The organism is Streptomyces sp. NPDC045956, from assembly GCF_056430705.1.
Genome location: NZ_JBWKKZ010000017.1, coordinates 47481 through 68388, shown reverse-complemented (window position 1 = coordinate 68388; position 20908 = coordinate 47481). Strand labels below are relative to the sequence as shown.

Annotated in this window: 15 protein-coding genes, 4 tRNA genes and 1 other RNA gene; 11 read left to right on the top strand and 9 right to left on the bottom strand. The window is 73.7% G+C overall.

Annotated features, from left to right (window positions below; all coding sequences use genetic code 11):
* The first annotated feature begins 115 nt into the window (after nucleotides 1-115).
* Nucleotides 116-2005, top strand: a complete 1890-nt coding sequence (locus AC07FV_RS33190) for a copper resistance CopC/CopD family protein (RefSeq protein WP_479091344.1) — start codon at nucleotides 116-118, stop codon at nucleotides 2003-2005.
* Nucleotides 2006-2090: 85 nt separating this feature from the next.
* Here AC07FV_RS33190 and AC07FV_RS33185 read toward each other — a convergent pair.
* Nucleotides 2091-2178 (bottom strand) — tRNA-Ser (locus AC07FV_RS33185).
* A 74-nt stretch (nucleotides 2179-2252) separates the two neighbouring features.
* Between AC07FV_RS33185 and ffs the strand changes: the two genes are divergently transcribed.
* From ffs to AC07FV_RS33155, 6 genes are all read left to right on the top strand, one after another.
* An RNA gene (gene ffs / locus AC07FV_RS33180) (signal recognition particle sRNA small type) lies at nucleotides 2253-2347 on the top strand.
* Between the two features lie 65 nt (nucleotides 2348-2412).
* Nucleotides 2413-4782, top strand: coding sequence for a DNA polymerase III subunit gamma and tau (locus tag AC07FV_RS33175; protein WP_479091343.1), 2370 nt, complete (start codon nucleotides 2413-2415; stop codon nucleotides 4780-4782).
* 140 nt (nucleotides 4783-4922) lie between these two features.
* Complete coding sequence (gene purD / locus AC07FV_RS33170) at nucleotides 4923-6188, top strand: phosphoribosylamine--glycine ligase (RefSeq protein ID WP_479091342.1); 1266 nt, start codon at nucleotides 4923-4925, stop codon at nucleotides 6186-6188.
* 306 nt (nucleotides 6189-6494) lie between these two features.
* Nucleotides 6495-8441, top strand: coding sequence for a M48 family metalloprotease (locus AC07FV_RS33165; protein ID WP_479091341.1), 1947 nt, complete (start codon nucleotides 6495-6497; stop codon nucleotides 8439-8441).
* A 189-nt stretch (nucleotides 8442-8630) separates the two neighbouring features.
* Nucleotides 8631-10130, top strand: coding sequence for a N,N-dimethylformamidase beta subunit family domain-containing protein (locus AC07FV_RS33160; RefSeq protein ID WP_479091340.1), 1500 nt, complete (start codon nucleotides 8631-8633; stop codon nucleotides 10128-10130).
* A gap of 85 nt (nucleotides 10131-10215) precedes the next feature.
* Nucleotides 10216-11115, top strand: a complete 900-nt coding sequence (locus AC07FV_RS33155; RefSeq protein WP_479091338.1) for a phosphoribosylaminoimidazolesuccinocarboxamide synthase — start codon at nucleotides 10216-10218, stop codon at nucleotides 11113-11115.
* Between the two features lie 59 nt (nucleotides 11116-11174).
* Here AC07FV_RS33155 and AC07FV_RS33150 read toward each other — a convergent pair.
* The 8 genes from AC07FV_RS33150 to AC07FV_RS33115 all read right to left on the bottom strand — a co-directional run bounded on the left by AC07FV_RS33150 (nucleotide 11175) and on the right by AC07FV_RS33115 (nucleotide 15897).
* Nucleotides 11175-11247 (bottom strand) — tRNA-Gly (locus tag AC07FV_RS33150).
* 57 nt (nucleotides 11248-11304) lie between these two features.
* A complete protein-coding gene (locus AC07FV_RS33145; RefSeq protein ID WP_479091337.1) occupies nucleotides 11305-11919 on the bottom strand; it encodes a response regulator in 615 nt (204 codons plus the stop codon).
* Nucleotides 11916-13157 carry a sensor histidine kinase gene (locus tag AC07FV_RS33140; protein ID WP_479091336.1) on the bottom strand — a complete coding sequence of 414 codons (1242 nt, stop codon included), beginning with the start codon at nucleotides 13155-13157 and terminating at the stop codon, nucleotides 11916-11918. Before AC07FV_RS33140 ends, AC07FV_RS33145 begins: the two co-directional genes overlap by 4 nt.
* A gap of 56 nt (nucleotides 13158-13213) precedes the next feature.
* A complete protein-coding gene (locus tag AC07FV_RS33135) occupies nucleotides 13214-14029 on the bottom strand; it encodes an ABC transporter permease (protein WP_479091335.1) in 816 nt (271 codons plus the stop codon).
* On the bottom strand, nucleotides 14026-14997 hold the full coding sequence (locus tag AC07FV_RS33130; protein ID WP_479091334.1) for an ABC transporter ATP-binding protein: 972 nt from the start codon (nucleotides 14995-14997) through the stop codon (nucleotides 14026-14028). The genes AC07FV_RS33135 and AC07FV_RS33130 overlap by 4 nt, the downstream gene beginning before the upstream one ends.
* A gap of 155 nt (nucleotides 14998-15152) precedes the next feature.
* A tRNA-Gly gene (locus AC07FV_RS33125) sits at nucleotides 15153-15225 on the bottom strand.
* Between the two features lie 80 nt (nucleotides 15226-15305).
* A tRNA-Gly gene (locus tag AC07FV_RS33120) sits at nucleotides 15306-15377 on the bottom strand.
* A 202-nt stretch (nucleotides 15378-15579) separates the two neighbouring features.
* A complete protein-coding gene (locus AC07FV_RS33115; RefSeq protein WP_479091333.1) occupies nucleotides 15580-15897 on the bottom strand; it encodes a histone-like nucleoid-structuring protein Lsr2 in 318 nt (105 codons plus the stop codon).
* A gap of 339 nt (nucleotides 15898-16236) precedes the next feature.
* On the opposite strand from AC07FV_RS33115, the gene purS reads away from it, so the two are divergent.
* The 4 genes from purS to AC07FV_RS33095 all read left to right on the top strand — a co-directional run bounded on the left by purS (nucleotide 16237) and on the right by AC07FV_RS33095 (nucleotide 20899).
* Entirely contained in the window at nucleotides 16237-16509 is a 273-nt protein-coding gene (purS, locus tag AC07FV_RS33110) for a phosphoribosylformylglycinamidine synthase subunit PurS (RefSeq protein WP_063482444.1), read from the top strand.
* Complete coding sequence (gene purQ, locus AC07FV_RS33105; RefSeq protein WP_366767635.1) at nucleotides 16506-17186, top strand: phosphoribosylformylglycinamidine synthase subunit PurQ; 681 nt, start codon at nucleotides 16506-16508, stop codon at nucleotides 17184-17186. Before purS ends, purQ begins: the two co-directional genes overlap by 4 nt.
* Nucleotides 17183-19441, top strand: coding sequence for a phosphoribosylformylglycinamidine synthase subunit PurL (purL, locus tag AC07FV_RS33100; protein ID WP_479091332.1), 2259 nt, complete (start codon nucleotides 17183-17185; stop codon nucleotides 19439-19441). Before purQ ends, purL begins: the two co-directional genes overlap by 4 nt.
* A 240-nt stretch (nucleotides 19442-19681) precedes the next feature.
* Entirely contained in the window at nucleotides 19682-20899 is a 1218-nt protein-coding gene (locus AC07FV_RS33095) for a hypothetical protein (RefSeq protein ID WP_479091331.1), read from the top strand.
* The last annotated feature ends 9 nt before the right edge of the window (nucleotides 20900-20908 follow it).

Sequence of the window (20908 nt, the reverse complement as noted above, 5' to 3'; positions counted from 1 at the left end):
CCGAGGCAGCGGGCCCCGACGACGGAGACGCGACGTGAAGCGTGGTGGCGATGCAGGAGCCGGAGCCGGAGCCGGAGCCGGAGCCCGGTGGCGACCGGTCCGGCAACGCGCCGGGGTGGCCGCGCTGCTGGGTGCCGTACTGGTCCTGCTCGTCCTCGCCGGCGCGGGACCGGCGTCCGCCCACGCCGCCCTGCGCTCCACCGACCCCGGGGACGGCACCGTCCTGCCGCGGGCCCCGCGCCACGTCACCCTGACCTTCACCGAGTCCGTCGGCCTGCGCGACGACTCCTTCCGCGTCCTCGACCCCGGCGGCCACCGGGTGCGCACGACGCGGGCGGAACGCGCGGACGGCCGCGCCGACACGGCCCGCGTCTCGCTCTCGGGGGAACTGGGCGAGGGCACGTACACCGTGGCCTGGCGCGTGGTGTCGGCGGACAGCCACCCCGTCTCCGGCGCCTTCACCTTCTCGGTCGGCAAGCCCTCCGCGACGACGGCGCCGCCGGACGCCGGCCCCACCGAGGACCCGCTGACCGCCGCCCTCCACCAGATCGCCCGCCTCCTCTCCTACCTGGCCGCCACCCTGCTCATCGGCACCGCCGCCTTCGTCGCCCTGTGCCGCCCACCGGACCGCGCCCCGCTGCGCCGGCCGCTGCGGGCGGGCTGGTGGACGCTGCTGGGGGCCACCGTCGCCCTGCTGGTGCTGCGAGCCCCGTACGAGGCGGGACGGGGCCCCTCGGCCGCCCTCGACGCCGCTGCCCTCGGCGCCACCCTCACCTCACGGCCCGGAGCGCTGCTGCTGGTCAGGCTGGCGCTGCTGGTGCCGATCGCGCTGCTCCTGCTGCGCGCGTCCCGGGCGGAGGGCCACCCCGGACGAGGCCCGCTGCCCCTCGCGCTCGGCGCCGCGACCGCCGTCGGCCTCGCGCTGACCTGGGCCGGCGCGGAGCACGCGTCCGCCGGGATCCAGGTGCCGCTGGCGATGACGTCGTCCGTGCTGCACCTGCTGGCGACCGCGGTGTGGCTCGGCGGTCTGGTCTCCCTCCTCATGACCCTGCGCGGCAGCCCGGACGGCGCCACGGTCGCCCGCTTCTCCCGGGTCGCCCTCACGTCCGTGACCGTCCTGGTCGTCACCGGCGTCTACCAGTCCTGGCGCGGCCTCGGTTCCTGGACGGCGCTCACCGGGACGCCGTACGGCAGGCTGCTGCTCGCCAAACTGACGCTGGTGGCCGTGCTGCTCACCGCCGCGGCGGTCTCCCGGCGGTGGACCGCGGCCCTGGCGGCCCCGCACACGGAGACGGGGTCGCGGGAGCGCCTTCCCGAGCGTGCCGTGTCCGCGCAGGTACAGGTACCGGTACGGGTTCCGGTAGAGGTGCCGGTTCCGGTTCCGGCAGGCGGACCGCCACCGCGGATGCCGGAGCCGCCGGAGCCGTCGGAGCCGTCGGAGCCGTCGGAGCCGTCGGAGCCGACCCTGCCGGAGACCGGGCTGCCCGACTCCGACCCGCCCCCCGCCCGGGACACCGCCGCCCACTACCGGGGGCTGCGCAGGTCCGTCCTGACGGAGGCCGTCGTCGCGGGCGTCGTCCTGGTGGTCACCACCGTGCTCACCGCCACCCAGCCGGGCCGGGCGGCGGACGAGGCCGCGCGGTCCGTACCGGCGGGCGGCGTGCTGCCCGCGTCCGTCACCACGATCCCCTTCGACATCGGCCCCTCCGGCCGCGGCACCGTCCAGATCACCCTGGACCCCGGCCGCACCGGCGACAACGCGGTGCAGGCCGTCGTCTTCGGCCCCGACGGCAGCCTGGCCGCCGTACCCGAACTGCGCCTGTCCTTCACCCTCCCCGACCGCGGGGTCGGCCCGCTCCACGCGGAGCTCGTCGACCGGGGCGGCTACTGGAGCGCCAACCGCCTCACCCTCCCCCTCCCCGGCACCTGGACGATGCGGACGACGGTCCGGGTCTCGGAGATCGACCAGGTGACCGAGTCGAGACGGATACGCATCGAGCGCTAGCGGCACGGCATCGCCGGCTGACCGAGACATGTCGAAGGGCCCGCTGCAAGCAGCGGGCCCTTCGACATCGTGCCCGGTGAGGCACTGGCGGAGGATACGAGATTCGAACTCGTGAGGGGTTGCCCCCAACACGCTTTCCAAGCGTGCGCCCTAGGCCTCTAGGCGAATCCTCCGCGGCAAACATTACATGACGTCGGAGAGTGCTTGCGAACTCGTTCTGGGCCCCCCGCATCGGGTAACGTGTGCCCCAGCCCCTCACGCGGCGCTATCTGACTGAACTCCCCCAGGGCCGGAAGGCAGCAAGGGTAGGTCGGCTCTGGCGGGTGCGTGGGGGGCGCCTTGCGTCTCGGGGTGGCCGGGTTCACGGGGCGCTCCGGTTGTCAGTGGGCGCCTATAACCTCGTATGCGTGTCGTCTCTCGCGCTCTACCGCCGTTACCGCCCGGAGTCCTTCGCCGAGGTCATCGGTCAGGGGCATGTCACTGACCCGTTGCAGCAGGCGCTGCGGAACAACCGGGTCAATCACGCGTACCTGTTCAGCGGTCCGCGCGGCTGCGGCAAGACGACCAGCGCCCGCATCCTGGCGCGCTGCCTGAACTGCGAGCAGGGCCCCACCCCGACGCCCTGCGGCGAGTGCCAGTCCTGCCGCGACCTCGCGCGCAACGGGCCGGGTTCCATCGACGTCATCGAGATCGACGCCGCCTCGCACGGAGGCGTGGACGACGCCCGTGACCTGCGCGAGAAGGCCTTCTTCGGGCCCGCCTCCAGCCGGTACAAGATCTACATCATCGACGAGGCCCACATGGTCTCGCCGCAGGGCTTCAACGCGCTGCTGAAGGTCGTCGAGGAGCCCCCGGAGCACCTCAAGTTCATCTTCGCGACCACCGAGCCCGAGAAGGTCATCGGGACCATCCGCTCGCGCACCCACCACTACCCCTTCCGGCTCGTGCCGCCGGGCACCCTGCGCGAGTACCTCGCCGAGGTGTGCGGCAAGGAGCAGATCCCCGTCGACGACGGAGTGCTGCCGCTCGTCGTCCGGGCCGGCGGGGGCTCCGTCCGTGACTCCATGTCCGTCATGGACCAGCTCCTCGCGGGCGCCGGTGCCGACGGTGTGACGTACGACATGACGACCGCCCTGCTCGGCTACACGGACGGCTCGCTGCTCGACTCGGTCGTCGAGGCGTTCGTCACAGGGGACGGCTCGGCCGCCTTCGGGGTCGTGGACCGCGTCATCGAGGGCGGCAACGACCCGCGGCGCTTCGTCACCGACCTGCTGGAGCGCCTCCGCGACCTGGTGATCCTCGCCGCCGTGCCCGACGCGGGGGAGAAGGGGCTGATCGACGCCCCGGCCGACGTCGTCGAGCGGATGCAGGCCCAGGCGCGGTCCTTCGGCGCCGCCGAGCTGAGCCGGGCCGCCGACATCGTGAACGAGGGGCTCACCGAGATGCGCGGCGCCCACTCGCCCCGTCTCCAGCTGGAGCTGATCTGCGCGCGCGTGCTGCTGCCCGCCGCGTACGGCGACGAGCGTTCGGTGATGGCCCGCCTGGACCGGATCGAGCGCGGTGTGCAGTTCTCCGCGGGCGCGGGGGCGCCCGCCATGGGGTACGCGCCCGGGCCCGAGGCCCACGGCGCGACGGGAATCGCCCAGGGCGGGCCCGCACCGGCCGCCGCGGCTCCGGTCGCGCCCGGCGGCGGGCCCGCCGCCGCCCGGGCCGCGGTCCGGGCTCCCGGCCCCGGCGGAGGCGCGCCGGGACAGGGCGAACCGCCTTCGGGACCCGGTGTCGGTGATGGTTCCGGCGCTGGTTCCGGTTCCGGTTCCGGTTCGTACGAAGGTGGGGGTGCGGGCGGAGGTGCACAGCCGCCAGCCGCCCCGACGCCTCCCCCCGCCGCCGCTGCCCCCCATCCGACCCCGGCTCCGGCCCCGGCCCCGGCGTCTGCCCAGGCCGCCGCGCCCGGTGCCTGGCCGACCGCGGTTCCCGCGGGGGGCGGGCGCCGCCCGGGCGGATGGCCCACGGCGACGCCCACCGGCGGTGGTCGGCCCGCGACACCCGCCGACCCCCCTCCCGCCGCACCGCCGGCCCCCGCCCCGTCCGCGCCCCCGGCGCCCGCCCCGGCCGCCGCCGCGCCCCTCGCCTCCCCGCCGCCCGGCTCCGGAGTCGACCCGCGCACGATCTGGCCCAACATCCTGGAGGCGGTCAAGAACCGCCGCCGGTTCACCTGGATCCTGCTCAGCCAGAACGCCCAGGTGACCGGCTTCGACGGCACGTCCCTCCAGATCGGCTTCGTCAACGCCGGCGCTCGCGACAACTTCCTGAGCAGCGGCAGTGAGGACGTGCTGCGCCAGGCCCTGGCCGAGCAGTTCAACGTGCAGTGGAAGATCGAGGCGGTCGTCGACCCCTCGGGCGGCTCGGCACCCCCGCCCCCGGCCGGCCCCTCCGGTGGCTACGGCGGGCCCGGCGGCGGCTTCGGGGGCGGCGGTGGCTTCGGAAGCGGCGGCGGCCTCGGGGGCGGGGATGGCGGCGGCGCGCCCGCGCAGCGTCCGGCACCCGCGCCCGCGGAGCAGTCGTCGGCACCCGCGCCGTCGTCCGCGCCCGCCGCACCGGCACCGGCCCCGGCTCCCGCACCGTCGCCCCCGGCCCCCGAGCGGCGTCCGGTCTCCCCCGAGGACGACACCCCCGAGGACGACGACCCGGACCTCGACGAGTCGGCCCTCTCCGGCAAGGAACTGCTGGTACGCGAGCTGGGCGCGACCGTCGTCGAGGAGATCGCGCACGAGTAGCGGGGTGGCCGGGTGCCGGGTGACTGATCGGCCGAGCGGCCGGCCGCGGAGGCGCGCTGGAGGAAGCCACAAGCCCTCCCGCCCCCTCCCTTCGGAAGGCCGCACAAACCGGCCCGCCCCGTTCCCATTAGGCTGACCCCGTGAAGGTCCTTGTCATCGGCGGCGGCGCCCGCGAACACGCCCTGTGCCGTTCCCTGTCCCTCGACCCCGACGTCACCGCGCTGCACTGCGCCCCCGGCAACGCCGGTATCGCCGAGGTCGCCGAACTGCACCAGGTCGACGCCCTGGACGGCGCGGCCGTGACGGCGCTGGCCACCCGGCTCGGTGCCGAGCTGGTCGTGGTCGGTCCGGAGGCGCCCCTCGTCGCCGGGGTCGCCGACGCCGTGCGCGAGGCCGGCATCCCGGTCTTCGGACCGTCCGGCGAGGCCGCCCGGCTGGAGGGCTCCAAGGCCTTCGCCAAGGACGTCATGGCCGGCGCCGGCGTTCCCACGGCCCGCTCCTACGTCTGCACGGACGCGGCCGAGGTCGACGCCGCCCTCGATGCCTTCGGCGCCCCGTACGTCGTCAAGGACGACGGGCTGGCCGCCGGCAAGGGCGTCGTCGTCACCGATGACATCGAGGCGGCCCGCGCGCACGCGGCCGCCTGCGACCGCGTCGTCATCGAGGAGTACCTGGACGGCCCGGAGGTCTCCCTCTTCGCCATCACCGACGGCGAGAACGTCCGCCCGCTCGTGCCCGCCCAGGACTTCAAGCGCGCGCTCGACGGCGACGAGGGCCCCAACACCGGCGGCATGGGCGCCTACTCGCCGCTGCCCTGGGCCGACCCCAAGCTGGTCGACGAGGTCGTGGAGAGCGTCCTCCAGCCGACCGTCGACGAGATGCGCCGCCGGGGCACCCCGTTCTCCGGGCTCCTCTACGCGGGCCTCGCGATCACCTCGCGCGGCGTCCGCGTCATCGAGTTCAACGCCCGTTTCGGCGACCCCGAGACGCAGGTCGTACTGGCCCGTCTGAAGACCCCGCTGGCGGGCCTGCTGATGGCCGCCGCCACCGGCAACCTCGCCGACCTGGAGCCCCTGCGCTGGAGCGACGACGCGGCCGTCACCGTGGTCGTCGCCTCGCACAACTACCCGGGCACCCCGCGCACCGGCGACCCGATCACCGGCCTCGACGAGGTGGCCGCCGAGGACGCCCCGCACGCCTACGTCCTGCACGCCGGCACCCGCGGTGAGGGCGGCGCCGTGGTCAGCGCGGGCGGCCGCGTGCTGTCCGTCACGGCCACCGGCACGGACCTCGCCGAAGCCCGCGACCGCGCCTACCGGGCCGTCGCCCGCATCGGCCTCGACGGCTCCCAGCACCGTACGGACATCGCGGCGAAGGCGGCCGCCGAAGCCGCGGCGGGGGCCTGACCCGGCCCCTGAGGACGCCCTGCGCGTCGAACCCGACAGGCCCCGGTTCCGTCTCAGGAACCGGGGCCTGATCGTTGCTGTCCGTCATCCACCTTTCCCCAAAGCCATTCCATCGAGTGACCGATGGTCCATACGGCTGACGGGCGCGGAGGCCCCAACTATGGTGCCGCGCAAGCGTTCCGGCACTTGGCCCACCGGCATTGCGATGTCAGTGGCGGGTGCCACAGTGGGGGAGTGAGCCAGCACGGAAGAACAGCAGGACAGCCCGGAACAGACAGGACAGCGAGGAGGGGGTGAGGTCCGGCCGTGACCGTCACCGGTGGTGTGGAGATGGGCGCGCAGGCCGCGCGCTCCCGGGCTCTTGCCGTGCTGCGCGTCCGCAGCCGTGCGCTGGCCGTCGCCCTGTTGCCGGCCGCCGCCGCCGTGATCCTGTTCGTCGGCGACTCCACCGGGCACCTCACGGGCGGTGGCTGGACGGTCGTCCGCTGGGCCGCCCTCGTGCTCACGCTCCTCGTCCTGCCGGCCGCCGCCGGTGTCGCGCTGGTGGTGGCCCGTTCCCGGCCCGCCACGACCCCCACGGTCACGATCGCCGAGGAGTCCGCCCCGGACCTCTACCGGATGGTGCGTGACCTGGCCGACCGGCTGGACGTGCCGCCCCCCTCGGCGATAGCGCTCACACCGGACTGCGACAGCTGGCTGGAGGACCGCACCCACCCGGCCCACGGCCCGCCCCCCGCCGAGAAGCACGACGACGTCGCCGGGGTCGACGCGCCCGCCCCCCGCCGGACCGTCGCCGCCCCCGTGCTGGTCATCGGCTCGCCCTTCCTCTGGTGGATGCGCGTCGGCGAGCTGCGCGCCGTCCTCGCCCCGGTCGTCGCGGGCACGGGACCGTCCGCGCACCCCGACATAGCCGCGGCCCGCCGCTTCATACGGGGCCTGGACGCCGCGGTCGCGGTGGCCTCGGCGGACCGGCGCGAGCCGTTCTCCCGCGCGGTGTGCGCGGGGATCGGCCGGGTGTGCCGGCTCCTGCTGCGCAGCTGCCGCGTGCACGCGGCGGAGATGGAGCGCGGAGTCGCCGCGGCCGCCGCCGAGCGCGCGCAGGCCGTCGACTACGGCCTGCGGATCGTCGCGCAGGACCAGGTCGGACTCGCCTACGCGGGCTGGGACCGGCTGCTGACCCGGGTGGCGCTGCCCGCCTGGCGGATGGGCCGCTGGCCCTCCCGGCTGGACGTGGGCGTCGTCGCCGCCCTCACGGAGCTGTCCCGCCGCGACCGCCTGGCCGAGGGCTTCGCCTCCCGTCTGGGCGAGCGTCCCGCCTGCGACCTGCTGGAGGAGCCCGGGGTGATGGACGAGGCGGTCTCCCTCCTCGCCGCGCGCCTCTTCCACGGAGGGCCCGCCGAGACCGGCACCGACTGGTCGCCGGTCGGGTGGGACGAGTATCCCGAGGAGGTCGTCGACCGCACCTGGCGCACCGACGCGGCCCGCCTCCACCGTGTGCTGGACACCCTGGGCGTCCGCCGCGCCACCGAGGACGCCGCGCCGGGCGCCGAGGGCCCGACCCTGGCCCGCGTCCTGGACCACCTCGCGACCACCCCGGCCCCGCCTCCCGACTCCCCGCAGGCCGGACCCGGCCCGCGCGACGGGACGGACGCCCCGTACCCGGCGCCCGACGAGCGGGACACCCGGCCCGCACGCCCCGCCCACCCCGGCCCCGGCGGCCACCCGGACAGCCCGGACAGCCCGGACAGCCCGGACCATCCACACCACCCGCCCCACCCGAACCACCCCACCCCCGACGACGATGACGACCTCGCCGGCACCACCGCCCGCGGTGCCGCCCTGGCCGCCGGGCTCAGTGCACAGCTGGCCCGCGAGGAGGCGGAAGCCCGGCCGGCCGGAGCCGGGCCCGCGGCCGGCGCCGCCGGAGCAGCCGCGGCGCCCCCCGGCCCCGACGCCGCCGCCCTCTGGGACGACCGCGCGCTCCCCCTCCTCCCCCTGCAACCCCCGCGCACCGCCCGCGAGATCCTCACCGCCCATGTCACGGCGATGGTGTGCTGCGCGGCCATGGACACCGCCGGCGCGGCCCCGGGCCTCGACTGGCTCGACGGACCCTCCCTGCTGATCGACGGCGCCCGGGCCGCCGAAGTGGCCCCCTGCGTCAGGAGTCTCGTCGAGACGGGCGACCCGGGCCCCCTGCGCATCTGGATGACCGAGCGCGGCATCCGCCCGGAGAAGCCGGTGCGTCTGGTCTGACCCCCTCGCGCGCACTGTGCGCCCCCCGCCCGCCGTCGAATCGGAGGTCCCGATTCCACTTTCGGCCACTTCGCAACGAACAGTGACAGCACGCGCGCGAAATGTGATGTGCTGGAGACCGAATCGCGCACATGGCAAAGGCGTTCGTCATACGCACGACCACGGGGGCACGAGGGAGGGGACTGTCCCATGGGGCCCGAGCAGATCCGCCGCTGGGAGTCGGGAGCACTCGCGCACGCCGTGACGGACCCCTTCGGACAGGGGCCCGTCCCCTGGCTGCGCGGCGGCGAGACCTACTTCGGCGACACCGGCCAGGTCGTCCCCTGGTACGCGGACCCGGACGCCGTACCGGACCCGGACGGCAGGACCGGCACACGGACCCGATCGCGCGCCGACGGCGGCGGCCCGCGCGCGGCCGACGACGTCCGCCGCCAGATCAAGGGCTTCACCGCCACCGGAGCCGCCGCCCCCGGCGAGGCCATCGACTTCCACATCACCGTCGACCCGCCGCAGGAGTTCAGCGTCGACGTCTACCGGATCGGCCACTACGGCGGTGACGGCGCCGCCAAGATCACCACCAGCCCCCGCCTGTCCGGCATCGTCCAGCCCCCGCCGCTGACCGCCGACCGCACGGTCTCGTGCCACCACTGGTGGCTCTCCTGGCGGTTGCAGATCCCTTCGTACTGGAACATCGGCGCGTACGTCGCCGTGCTCACCACGGCCGACGGCCACCGCTCGCACGTGCCGTTCACGGTCCGCGACGGCCACCCCGCCGACCTGCTGCTCCTGCTGCCGGACATCACCTGGCAGGCGTACAACCTCTACCCGGAGGACGGCCGCACCGGCGCCAGCCTCTACCACGCCTGGGACGAGGAGGGCCGGCTGCTCGGCGAGTCCGACGCCGCGACCACCGTCTCCTTCGACCGGCCCTACGCGGGCGCGGGCCTGCCCCTGCACGTGGGCCACGCCTACGACTTCATCCGCTTCGCCGAGCGCTACGGCTACGACGTCGCCTACGCCGACGCCCGCGACCTGCACTCCGGCCGCATCGACCCGACCCGCTACCGCGGCCTGGTCTTCCCGGGCCACGACGAGTACTGGTCCGCCGCGATGCGCCGCACCACGGAAGCCGCCCGCGAGCACGGCACGTCGCTGGTCTTCCTCTCCGCCAACACCATGTACTGGCAGGTCGAGCTGGCCCCCTCCCCGTCCGGAGCCCCCGACCGCCTCCTGACCTGCCGCAAACGCCGAGGACCCGGCCGCCCGGCGCTCTGGCGGGAGGTCGACCGCGCCGAACAGCAACTGCTCGGCATCCAGTACGCCGGACGCGTACCCGACCCGCACCCGATGATCGTCCGCAACGCCGGCCACTGGCTCTGGGACGCCACCGGCGCCCACGAGGGCGACGAGATCGAGGACCTGGTCGCGGGCGAGGCCGACCGCTACTTCCCGCGCACCCCGCTGCCCGGCCACGAGGAGCGGGTCCTGCTCGCCCACTCCCCGTACACCGACGTGGACGGCGCCCGGCGCCACCAGGAGACGTCGCTGTACCGGGCGCCGTCCGGCGCCTGGGTCTTCGCGTCCGGGACGTTCGCCTGGTCTCCGGCCCTGGACCGCCCGGGCCACGTCGACCCGCGTGTCCAGCGCGCCACGGCCAACCTCCTGGACCGCATCTGCAAACGCGACTGACGACGGACGGGACCGCCCCGCTGTCCCCGGCCACCCCTCCGTGCGGGACAATCGGAGGGATTGGACAGAACCACGGGGAGGAACCGTGTCCGGATTCGTCGAAAAGCCCGAGCCGCTCCAGGTTCCGGGTCTGGTGCATCTGCACACCGGCAAGGTGCGCGAGCTGTACCGGAACGAGGCGGGCGACCTCGTGATGGTCGCCAGTGACCGCATCTCCGCCTACGACTGGGTGCTGCCGACCGAGATCCCCGACAAGGGCCGGGTCCTCACCCAGCTCTCCCTGTGGTGGTTCGACCAGCTCGCCGACCTCGCCCCGAACCACGTCCTGAGCACCGAGCTGCCCCCCGGCGCCCCCGCCGACTGGGAGGGCCGCGCCCTGGTCTGCAAGTCCCTGCGGATGGTCCCCGTGGAGTGCGTGGCCCGCGGCTACCTCACCGGCTCGGGCCTGGCCGAGTACCAGGAGACCCGCACCGTCTGCGGCCTCGCCCTGCCCGAGGGCCTCGTCGACGGCTCGGAGCTGCCCGCCCCGATCTTCACCCCGGCCACCAAGGCCGAGGTCGGCGAGCACGACGAGAACGTCTCCTACGAGGAGGTCGCCCGCCAGGTGGGCGCGGACACCGCTGCCGCCCTGCGCCAGGCCACGCTCGCCGTCTACTCCCGGGCCCGCGACATCGCCCGCGAGCGCGGCATCGTGCTGGCCGACACGAAGTTCGAGTTCGGCTTCGAGGGCGAGGACCTGGTCCTCGCCGACGAGGTCCTCACCCCGGACTCCTCCCGCTTCTGGCCGGCCGACCAGTGGCAGCCGGGCCGCGCGCAGCCCTCGTACGACAAGCAGTTCGTGCGGGACTGGCTGACCTCGGCGGAGTCCGGCTGGGACCGGAAGAGCGAGCAGCCCCCGCCGCCGCTGCCCGAGCACGTCGTGGACGCCACCCGCGCCAAGTACGTGGAGGCCTACGAGCGCCTGACCGGACTCAGCTGGTCGTAGGAGACCGGTTCGCGCATACGAAGAAGCCCCCGGCCGGAACCGGGGGCTTCTTCGTACGGAGCGAACGACGAGGTTCGAACTCGCGACCTCAACCTTGGCAAGGTTGCGCTCTACCAACTGAGCTACGTTCGCACTGCGCCGTGCGGGTCCTCGACCGGAGTCGCGGGCTTCGCCGTGGCGCGAGAGCCACTATACCCAACCCCGCTCCCGGGCGATCCGCACCGCCGCGTGCCGGTTCTCGGCGCCGAGCTTGCCGACGGCCGACGAGAGGTAGTTCCGTACGGTCCCCTCGGCCAGCGCGGCGCGCTCGGCGATCTCCGCGACGGACGCCCCGTCGGCGGCGTGCTCCAGCACCTCGGCCTCGCGCGCGGTCAGCGGCGAGTCCCCGGCGGAGATCGCGTCGGCGGCCAACTCGGGGTCGACATAGCGGTTTCCGGCGTGCACCGTGCGGATCAGCTCGGCGAGCCGCTGGGCGCTGACCGTCTTGGGGACGAACCCGCGCACCCCCGCCGCAAGCGCCCGCTTCAGATGGCCGGGCCGTCCGTGACTGGTCACGATCAGCACCTTGCAGCCGGGCAGCTCGGTCCGCAGGGATGTGGCGACCTTCACACCGTCCGCGCCGGGCATCTGGAGGTCCAGGACGGCCACGTCCGGCGCGTGGGCGCGGGCCATCGCCAGCGCCTCCGGACCGGTGGCCGCCTCGGCGACCACGGTGAGGTCCTCCTCCAGGGACAGCAGGGCGGCCAGCGCCCCGCGGATCAGGTGCTCGTCGTCGGCGAGCAGCACCCGCACCGGGGTCGTCACGACGCGGCCTCCCGCACGGTCGCGGCGGCGGGCGGCAGCGGCACCTCGGCCGTGAGCCGGAACACGCCCTTGCCGGGCGACCCGGCGCGCAGGGTGCCGTCCACGGCGGACAGCCGCTCCCGCAGCCCCGCGAGCCCGGACCCCCCGCCGGCGGGCACCGGCCCGGACCCGTCGGCCACCCCGTCGTTCTCCACCGTCAGCACCACACGTCCTTCCCCCAGCCTCACCGTCACGGAGCACTTCTCCGCGTCACCGTGCCGCAGCACGTTGGTCGTCGCCTCCCGCACCACCCAGCCGAGCGCCGACTGCACCTCGGCGGGCAGGCCCGCCGTCTCACCGGTGACCCGGGCGTCGATGCCGGCCGCCGAGAGCACACCCCGGGCGCCGGCCAGTTCGACCTCGAGCACGACCTCCCGGTACCCCCGGACGACGTCCCGGACCTCGCGCTGCGACTCCTGCGCGATGCGCTGGACCTCGATCATCTGTTCCACCGCCTCGGCCCGTCCGCGCCGGGACAGCTGCACGGCCAGCTCGCTCTTGAGGGCGATCACGGCCAGGTTCCGCCCCATCACGTCGTGCAGGTCCCGGCCGAAGCGCAGCCGTTCCTCCGCGACCGCGAGCCGGGTGCGGGTCTCCTTGGCCTCGTCGAGTGCGTAGACGGCGTTGAGCAGCCAGACCGAGAAGACCGAGGTGAAGGCCATGAACGCGCCGGCCACCAGCACGGCGCAGGCCATCGCGAGCGCGGCGAGGGCGGGCGTGCCCACCGCGAAGGACAGCAGCCCGGCGCCGAGGGCGAAGCCGCCGACGACGGCGGCCACCCGCAGCCGGCTCCGCACCCCGAGCGCGATGACGCCGGCCCCGAAGCACAGCACCACGCTGAAGGTGGTGCCCGCCACGGTCTCCACCGCGTCGCCCCCCGGACCGTGTTCCGCGAGACCGATCGCGCCGAGGGCGATCACCGAGGTGAAGGCGGCCAGCCCCCACAGCAGCCGCACCGGCTGCGCCCGCCGGCCCAGGGTCCAGTCCAGGGACCGGGAGGCGACCAGCATGCAGACCGAGGCGTGCGCCACGACCACCAGGGACGCCCCGGCGGCGAGCCGCGCTCCGCCCTGTTCGACACCGGTCAGGAGGATCACGAGGAGTTCGATGACCCCGAAGAAGTGGAACGACCACCGCGTGTACGTCTCCACCTTCGCCGGTGTGCTCTTCCGGCCCCACCAGCGCGTCGGCCTGCGCATGTCCCCGTTCGCCCCGCTCTCCCTGATCCTGGCCCCGGTCCGGGTCCTCCCGTACGTCAGTGCCGCGGCTCCCAGCGGAACCACCGCCGTACAGCAAACACCGACACCACGGTCCAGGCCACCGCCGTGGCCGCGGCGCCCAGGGCCTCGTAGGCCGACAGGTCGCCGGTCCAGCCGCCGCGCACCAGCGTGATCACGGGCGTCAGCGGCAGCAGCTCGCACACGGAGGCGAGCCGGTCCGGGAGCAGCTCCAGCGGGACGAACAGGCCGGAGCCGAAGAGCGCGACGAACATGAACGGCAGCGGGGTGACCTGCGCGCTCTCGCCGGTGCGGGTGAAGCTCGCGGTGACCGCCGCGAGCGCGGCGCACATCACGAGGCCGAGCAGCAGTCCGAGGACGGCGAGGTGCGGGGCCGAGGGCGCGGACAGGTCCAGCAGGACGAAGCAGCCCACCGTGAGCAGCACGCTCTGGACGAACCCGCTGAGGACGGCCGGCAGCGCGGACCCGCTCAGGATCTCCACGTCCCGCAGCTCGCCGGTGCGCAGCCGCTTGAGGACGAGTTCCTCGCGCCGGACGACGAAGACGCCGACGAGGGCCGAGTAGACGGCGAAGAGCAGGGAGAAGCCGATCGCGGCGGGCAGCACGAGGGTGCCGGTGGTCAGCCCGGCCGAGGCGAGGTCCATCTCCTTGGACGCCTGCTGCACGCTGAACGGCAGCATCAGCGGCACGAACAGGGCGGCGAAGAGGGTGCCCTTGTTCCGTCCGAGCAGGGTCATCTCGGCGCGGGCGAGGGCGGCCATGCGCCGCGTCGGCGTGGTGGCCGGCCCGTGCGCGGCGCGTGCCGGGGGGTGCTCCGTGGCCGTGGTGTTCATGCCGCGTACTCCTTCGTCGTCGTTCCCTCGGCGGTCCTCGCGGACGCCTCCCGCGCGATCCCCAGGAACGCCTCCTCCAGGGATGCCGACCGGACGTCGAGGCGGCGCAGTTCCACCCCGGCCCGGGCGGCCCAGGTGAGCAGCTCGGTGGCCGCGCGCTGGAGTTCACGGGTGCGCAGCCGGACGATCCGGCCGTCGATCTCGTGGTCGCTCACCCCCAGTTCGCCGAGCGGCGGCAGATCGCCCACGAAGTAGCCCTCGGGCAGTTCGAAGGAGATCCGGGAGGGCTGGGCGGCGGTCACCTCGGCGGGCGTTCCGGTGGCGGCGATCCGGCCCTCGTGCATGATCGCGAGCCGGTCGGCGAGGTTCTCGGCCTCCTCCAGGTAGTGCGTGGTCAGCAGCACGGTGGTGCCGCCGTCGCGCAGCGCGCTCACCAACTCCCAGGTGTCCCGGCGGCCTTCGGCGTCCAGTCCGGTGCTGGGCTCGTCCAGGAAGAGCACCTCGGGGTCGCCGAGCAGCGCGAGCGCCAGGTCCAGGCGGCGCCGCTGGCCCCCGGAGAGCTGCTTCACGCGAGTGTCGGCCTTCGTCTCCAGGCCGACCACCGCCAGCACCTCGGCCGGCGGCCGGGCCCCGCTGACGCACCCCGCCCACATCCGGGCGGTCTCGGCGACGGTCAGCTCGGAGGGGAAGCCGCCCTCCTGGAGCATCACGCCGGTGCGGGAGCGCACGGCGGCCCGCTCGGTGTACGGGTCGTGCCCGAGGACGCGCACCCGCCCGCCGGCCGGAGCGGCGAGGCCCTCCAGCAGTTCCACCGTCGACGTCTTGCCCGCGCCGTTGGTGCCGAGCAGCGCGAAGACCTCGCCGCGGCGCACGGAGAAGTCGATTCCGCGCACGGCCTCGAACCCGCCCCCGTACACACGCCGCAGGCCGGTGACCTCAATCACGTGTTCGTGTCCGTCTGATCGCATGCCCCCAGCATTCCGGCGCCCCGGGCGGTGCGGCAGTGCGGCGCGTCATCACCCGGCATGACAAATGTCAGGGGCGGGGCTCGGGGGTGACCTCCGCACGGGAGCCGGACGCACGAAAAGACCCCGGTCCGTGGAGGACCGGGGTCTGATTCCCGAGCGGACGACGAGGCTCGAACTCGCGACCTCAACCTTGGCAAGGTTGCGCTCTACCAACTGAGCTACGTCCGCATTGCCGCCGACCGGCCTTCACCGATCGGTGCGAGCACCAGCCTACCTGATCGAATACGATGATCGGTACGGCGATGCAGAGCGGGTGACAGGAATTGCACACTGCGCCTTCCCCCTGGAAGGGGGATGTTCTACTACTGAACTACACCCGCATGTTCCGTGAGCTGGGCCTTTCGGCCTCGCCCCTCGGCGTGCTCCAGACTTTAGCTGATCACCCGGGGTGCTGCGCAAGTCGGTTGCCGCGGGGGGCGGCTGAGCGGCCGTCGGCCCGCGTGCGGGGAGCGGCCGCGAGCCGCTCCCCGGCGAAAGTGGCGTGAGCGGCGCGAGCGGCGTGGGCGAGCCGCCGCGCCCGGCTCACTGCGCCTCGGCGAACGCCTCGTACACCTTCTTCGGGATCCGGCCCCGCGCGGGCACGTCCATCTTGTTCGCCTGGGCCCAGGCCCGGACCGCCGCCGGGTCGGGGGCGACCTCCGTCTGCCGGTACGCCTTGCCGGAGCGCGACCGCTTGCGGCCGGCCGACACGTACGGCTCGAGAGCCGTGCGCAGTTTCCGGGCATTGGCTTCGTTCAGGTCGATCTCGTACATCCGGCCGTCGACACCGAAGGCGATCGTCTCCGCCGCTTCCGAGCCGTCGATGTCGTCAAAGAGAGTGACCACGACACGCTGCGCCACGAATATCGGTCCCTTCGTGCGGCATCTCCGCGGTGACGTGCCAGGACGTCGCGATGATGCCGACTGTTCGCCTGTAATTGGGCAAAGTATCGGCTAATGACATTTCATTTGTACAGTGCCCGGCATTGCAATGGGAAGCTCGACTAAATCCTCCCGCGTGTCCCCGCGCAATAGGCCACCGAGCCCGATCCGGGATCTTTCCCGAAGTTTTTCGAAGACGCCTCCGTCCGATGCCCGATCGTGATGGGGCTCACGTAGTTTCCTACAATGCTACGCGCGTAGAAATTTTGTACGGGTAGTCTGAAGGGACCTGCTCAGCACCACACACCGGGAGTGCCAGTGGCACGCGTCGTAGTCGACGTCATGCTCAAGCCGGAGATCCTCGACCCCCAGGGCCAGGCGGTGCAGCGCGCACTGCCGCGGCTGGGTTTCGAGGGGATCTCGGACGTACGTCAGGGAAAGCGATTCGAACTGGAAGTGGACGGGCCGGTCGACGACGCCGCCCTCGCCCGCATCCATGATCTTGCGGAATCCTTCCTCGCCAACACCGTGATCGAGGACTTCACCGTCAAGGTCGAGTCCGATGACGTGGTCGCGGGAGCCGCGAAGTGACCGCTCGTATTGGCGTCGTCACTTTCCCCGGCAGTCTCGACGACCGGGACACGCAGCGTGCGATCCGCGTCGCCGGCGCCGAACCCGTCGCCCTCTGGCACAAGGACAAGGACCTCAAGCAGGTCGACGCCGTCGTGCTCTGCGGCGGTTTCTCGTACGGCGACTATCTGCGGGCCGGCGCCATCGCGCGCTTCTCGCCGGTGATGGACACCCTCATCGACCAGGCGAAGGCCGGCCTCCCGGTGCTCGGTATCTGCAACGGCTTCCAGATCCTCACGGAGGCCCACCTGCTGCCCGGCGGGATGCTCGGCAACGACCACCTGCACTTCATCTGCCGCGACCAGAAGCTGCGGGTGGAGAACGCGGACACCTCCTGGACCAGCGACTACAGCGCCGGTCAGGAGATCCACATCCCGCTGAAGAACATGGACGGGCGCTACGTCGCCGACCGGCGCACGCTGGACGAGCTGGAGGCCGAGGGACGGGTCGCCTTCCGTTACGTCGACTTCAACCCGAACGGCTCGCTCAACGACATCGCCGGCATCACCAACGCCGCCGGGAACGTCGTCGGTCTCATGCCGCACCCCGAGCACGCCGTCGAGCCGCTGATCGGCACCGGCCGCACCGACGGCCTCCCCTTCTTCACGTCGATCCTCAAGAAGCTGGTCAACGCATGAGCCGGACGCCTCTGGACACGGTCGAGCACGCGGCCGAGACCCCCGACGTCGAGCTGCCCTGGGCCGAGCTGGGCCTGAAGAAGGACGAGTACGAGCGGGTCGTGGAGATCCTCGGCCGCCGCCCCACCGGGGCGGAGCTGGCCATGTACTCCGTCATGTGGTCCGAGCACTGCTCGTACAAGAGCAGCAAGGTCCACCTGCGCCAGTTCGGCGAGAAGGCCCCCGAGTCCGACGCGATGCTCGTCGGCATCGGCGAGAACGCCGGTGTCGTCGACGTCGGCCAGGGCTACGCGGTCACCTTCAAGGTCGAGTCGCACAACCACCCCTCCTACGTGGAGCCCTACCAGGGCGCGGCCACGGGTGTGGGCGGCATCGTCCGCGACATCATCGCGATGGGCGCCCGCCCGGTCGCCGTCGTGGACCCCCTGCGCTTCGGCGCCGCCGACCACCCCGACACCAAGCGCGTCCTGCCCGGCGTCGTCGCCGGCATCGGCGGCTACGGCAACTGCCTGGGGCTGCCCAACATCGGCGGTGAGGTCGTCTTCGACGCCTGCTACCAGGGCAACCCGCTGGTCAACGCCGGTGCCATCGGCGTCATGCGGCACGAGGACATCCACCTCGCCAAGGCGTCCGGCGCGGGCAACAAGGTCATCCTGTACGGGGCCCGCACCGGCGGCGACGGCATCGGCGGCGCCTCGATCCTGGCCTCCGAGACCTTCGACGACGCCAAGCCCTCCAAGCGCCCCGCCGTCCAGGTCGGCGACCCCTTCCAGGAGAAGCTCCTCATCGAGTGCACCCTGGAGGCGTTCGCCGAGAAGCTGGTCGTCGGCATCCAGGACCTCGGCGCGGCCGGCCTGTCCTGCGCCACCTCCGAGCTGGCCTCCAACGGCTCCGGCGGCATGCGCGTCACCCTGGACGACGTCCCCCTGCGCGACTCCACGCTCTCGCCCGAGGAGATCCTCATGAGCGAGTCGCAGGAACGGATGTGCGCGGTCGTCGAGCCCGGCAAGGTCGACCGCTTCCTGGAGATCTGCGAGAAGTGGGACGTCATCGCCACCGTCATCGGTGAGGTGACCGACGGCGACCGCCTGGAGATCTACTGGCACGGCGGCAAGATCGTCGACGTCGACCCGCGCACGGTCGCCCACGAGGGCCCGGTCTACGAGCGCCCCTACGCCCGCCCCGAGTGGCAGGACGCCCTCCAGGCCGACGACGCGAACAAGCTGCCCCGGCCGGAGACGGGCGAGCAGCTCAAGGACCAGGTCCTGAAGCTGGTCGGCTCCCCGAACCAGGCGTCCAAGAAGTGGATCACCCAGCAGTACGACCACTTCGTGCAGGGCAACACCGTCCTCGCCCAGCCCGAGGACTCCGGCATGATCCGCGTGGACGAGGAGACCGGCCTCGGCGTCGCGATCGCCACGGACGGCAACGGCCGCTACGCCAAGCTCGACCCGTACACGGGCGCGCAGCTGGCCCTCGCGGAGGCCTACCGCAACGTGGCGACGACCGGCGCCAAGCCGCTCGCCGTCTCGGACTGCCTGAACTTCGGCTCGCCGGAGGACCCGGCGGTCATGTGGCAGTTCGCGGAGGCCGTGCGCGGTCTGGCGGACGGCTGCCTCCAGCTCGGCACCCCGGTGACCGGCGGCAACGTCTCGCTGTACAACCAGACCGGCGAGGCCGCCATCCACCCGACGCCGGTGGTCGCGGTGCTCGGCGTCATCGACGACGTGGCCCGCCGCACACCGGTCGCCTTCCAGGAGGAGGGGCACCTGCTGTACCTCCTCGGCGACACGCGTGAGGAGTTCGGCGGCTCGGCCTGGTCCCAGGTGATCCACGACCACCTCGGCGGCCTGCCCCCGAAGGTCGACCTGGAGCGCGAGCGGCTGCTCGGCGAGATCCTGATCTCCGCCTCCCGCGACGGCATGATCGACTCCGCGCACGACCTGTCCGACGGCGGTCTGGTCCAGGCGGTCGTCGAGTCGGCGCTGCTCGGGGGCAAGGGCGCGCGTCTGGTCGTACCGGACGGGCTCGACGCCTTCACCTTCCTGTTCTCGGAGTCGGCGGGCCGCGCGGTCGTCGCCGTCCCGCGCTCGGAGGAGCTGCGTTTCACCGACATGTGCGGCGCGCGCGGCCTGCCCGCCACCCGCGTCGGTGTCGTGGACGGGGACGCGGTGGAGGTCCAGGGCGAGTTCGCGCTCCCCCTGGCCGAGCTGCGCGAGGCCCACGAGGGCACGATCCCGGCGCTGCTGGCCTGACGGCCGCCCGCCCTCCGAAGCCCCCGCCCGGTCCGCCGGACGGGGGCTTCGGCGGTTCCGCACCCGGGCCCGGTCGCCCGGAGAGGCGGGAGGGGCGGGCGGACGGTGCACGCCGGGCCCACCCAGGACACGCCGGTCACCCCGCCGGCCACGGCTGCTAGCTTCGTCGCGCGGTCACCGGGCGGAAGCGGCCGCACCACGGGGGAACGGGGAACGGGAGCGATGCGGGTGCCGGACGGTGTGCGCACGACCGTGAACGTCCTGCTCTGCCTGGCGGCCGTGGTCGCCGTCGGCTGGAGCGGGCACGAGATCTGGCGGGTGTGGGACGCCCGCCGGCAGATCGACGCGGCCTGCGACGGCCTCGTCCCGGCCGGGCGGGTGCTGGCGCTCTCCCCGGCCGGCGGCACGATCACCCACCGCGATGCCGAGGAGGGCGTGATCGACCTCGGTGCCCAGGCCGCCCAGGACTGCGAGATCTTCAGCACCGGGGCCGGGCGGAAGGACGGCGAGGAGCGGGGCGGGCGGTGGTTCTTCACGGGCGCCGTGGGTGTGCTGCCCGACGAGCGGCCCCTCGTCGCCGACGGCCCGCTGGAGGACCTCGTCGACAGCGGGGGCGGCCCCACCCACCCCGACCAGCCGCTCGGCGGCGGCATCGCGGGCCGGGTCACCGACTCCGACGTCGTCGTCCAGCTGCCGTGCCCCGAAGGCCGGCTGAACGGCCGTCCGGTCGCGGCCCTGTGGGCCCGGGCCTCGCTCCAGAGCCCCGCGCCGCGCTTCCTCGACGGCGGGCAACTGCGCGCCGACGACCGCGCCGTCCTCGCCGAGACCGCCGTGCTCACCGCCAACAACCTCGCCGGCCGCCTGGGCTGCGCCGACCGGCTCCCCGACCCGCCCGAGGACATCCCCGCGCTGCCCGAGGGCCCGGTACCGGCCGCCCGTGCCGAGGGCACCTGCGCCTTCTACCGCGAGGGCGGCTTCGCCCGCCGGGCCGGGCTGCCGGACCAGGTCGTCGAGAGCCGCACGGACGACCGGCTGTGGGACGAGCGGTGCGGGCTCGTGCTCGGCGAGGACGGGGCGAGCGCGCTCCACCTCGCCGAGGCGGACGACCACGAGTACCTCGTCCGCCCCGACCGTCCCGGCCGGTGGTTCGTCTCCCTGCACACGTACGCCGGCGAGGAGGCGAAGAACGTCCTGCTCACCAGTACCGACCTGCGCGAGGAGCCCGAGCCCGCGACCCCCGGCCGCGCCGGACGCAGCGGCGAGGACCCGGTCTGGTGGGCCTCCTCCGTCTGCGACGGCCGACCGCAGATCCACACCATGACCCTCGCCCTCGGCTACCACCGGCTGGTGACCCCCCAGGCGGAGCAGGTCTTCCGCGCCTACGTCGACGACGTCACCGCCCGCCGCCACTGCACGGACCTCGTCCTCCCCGAGGGCTCCGCCTTCCGCGCCGACTAGGCTCGCCGC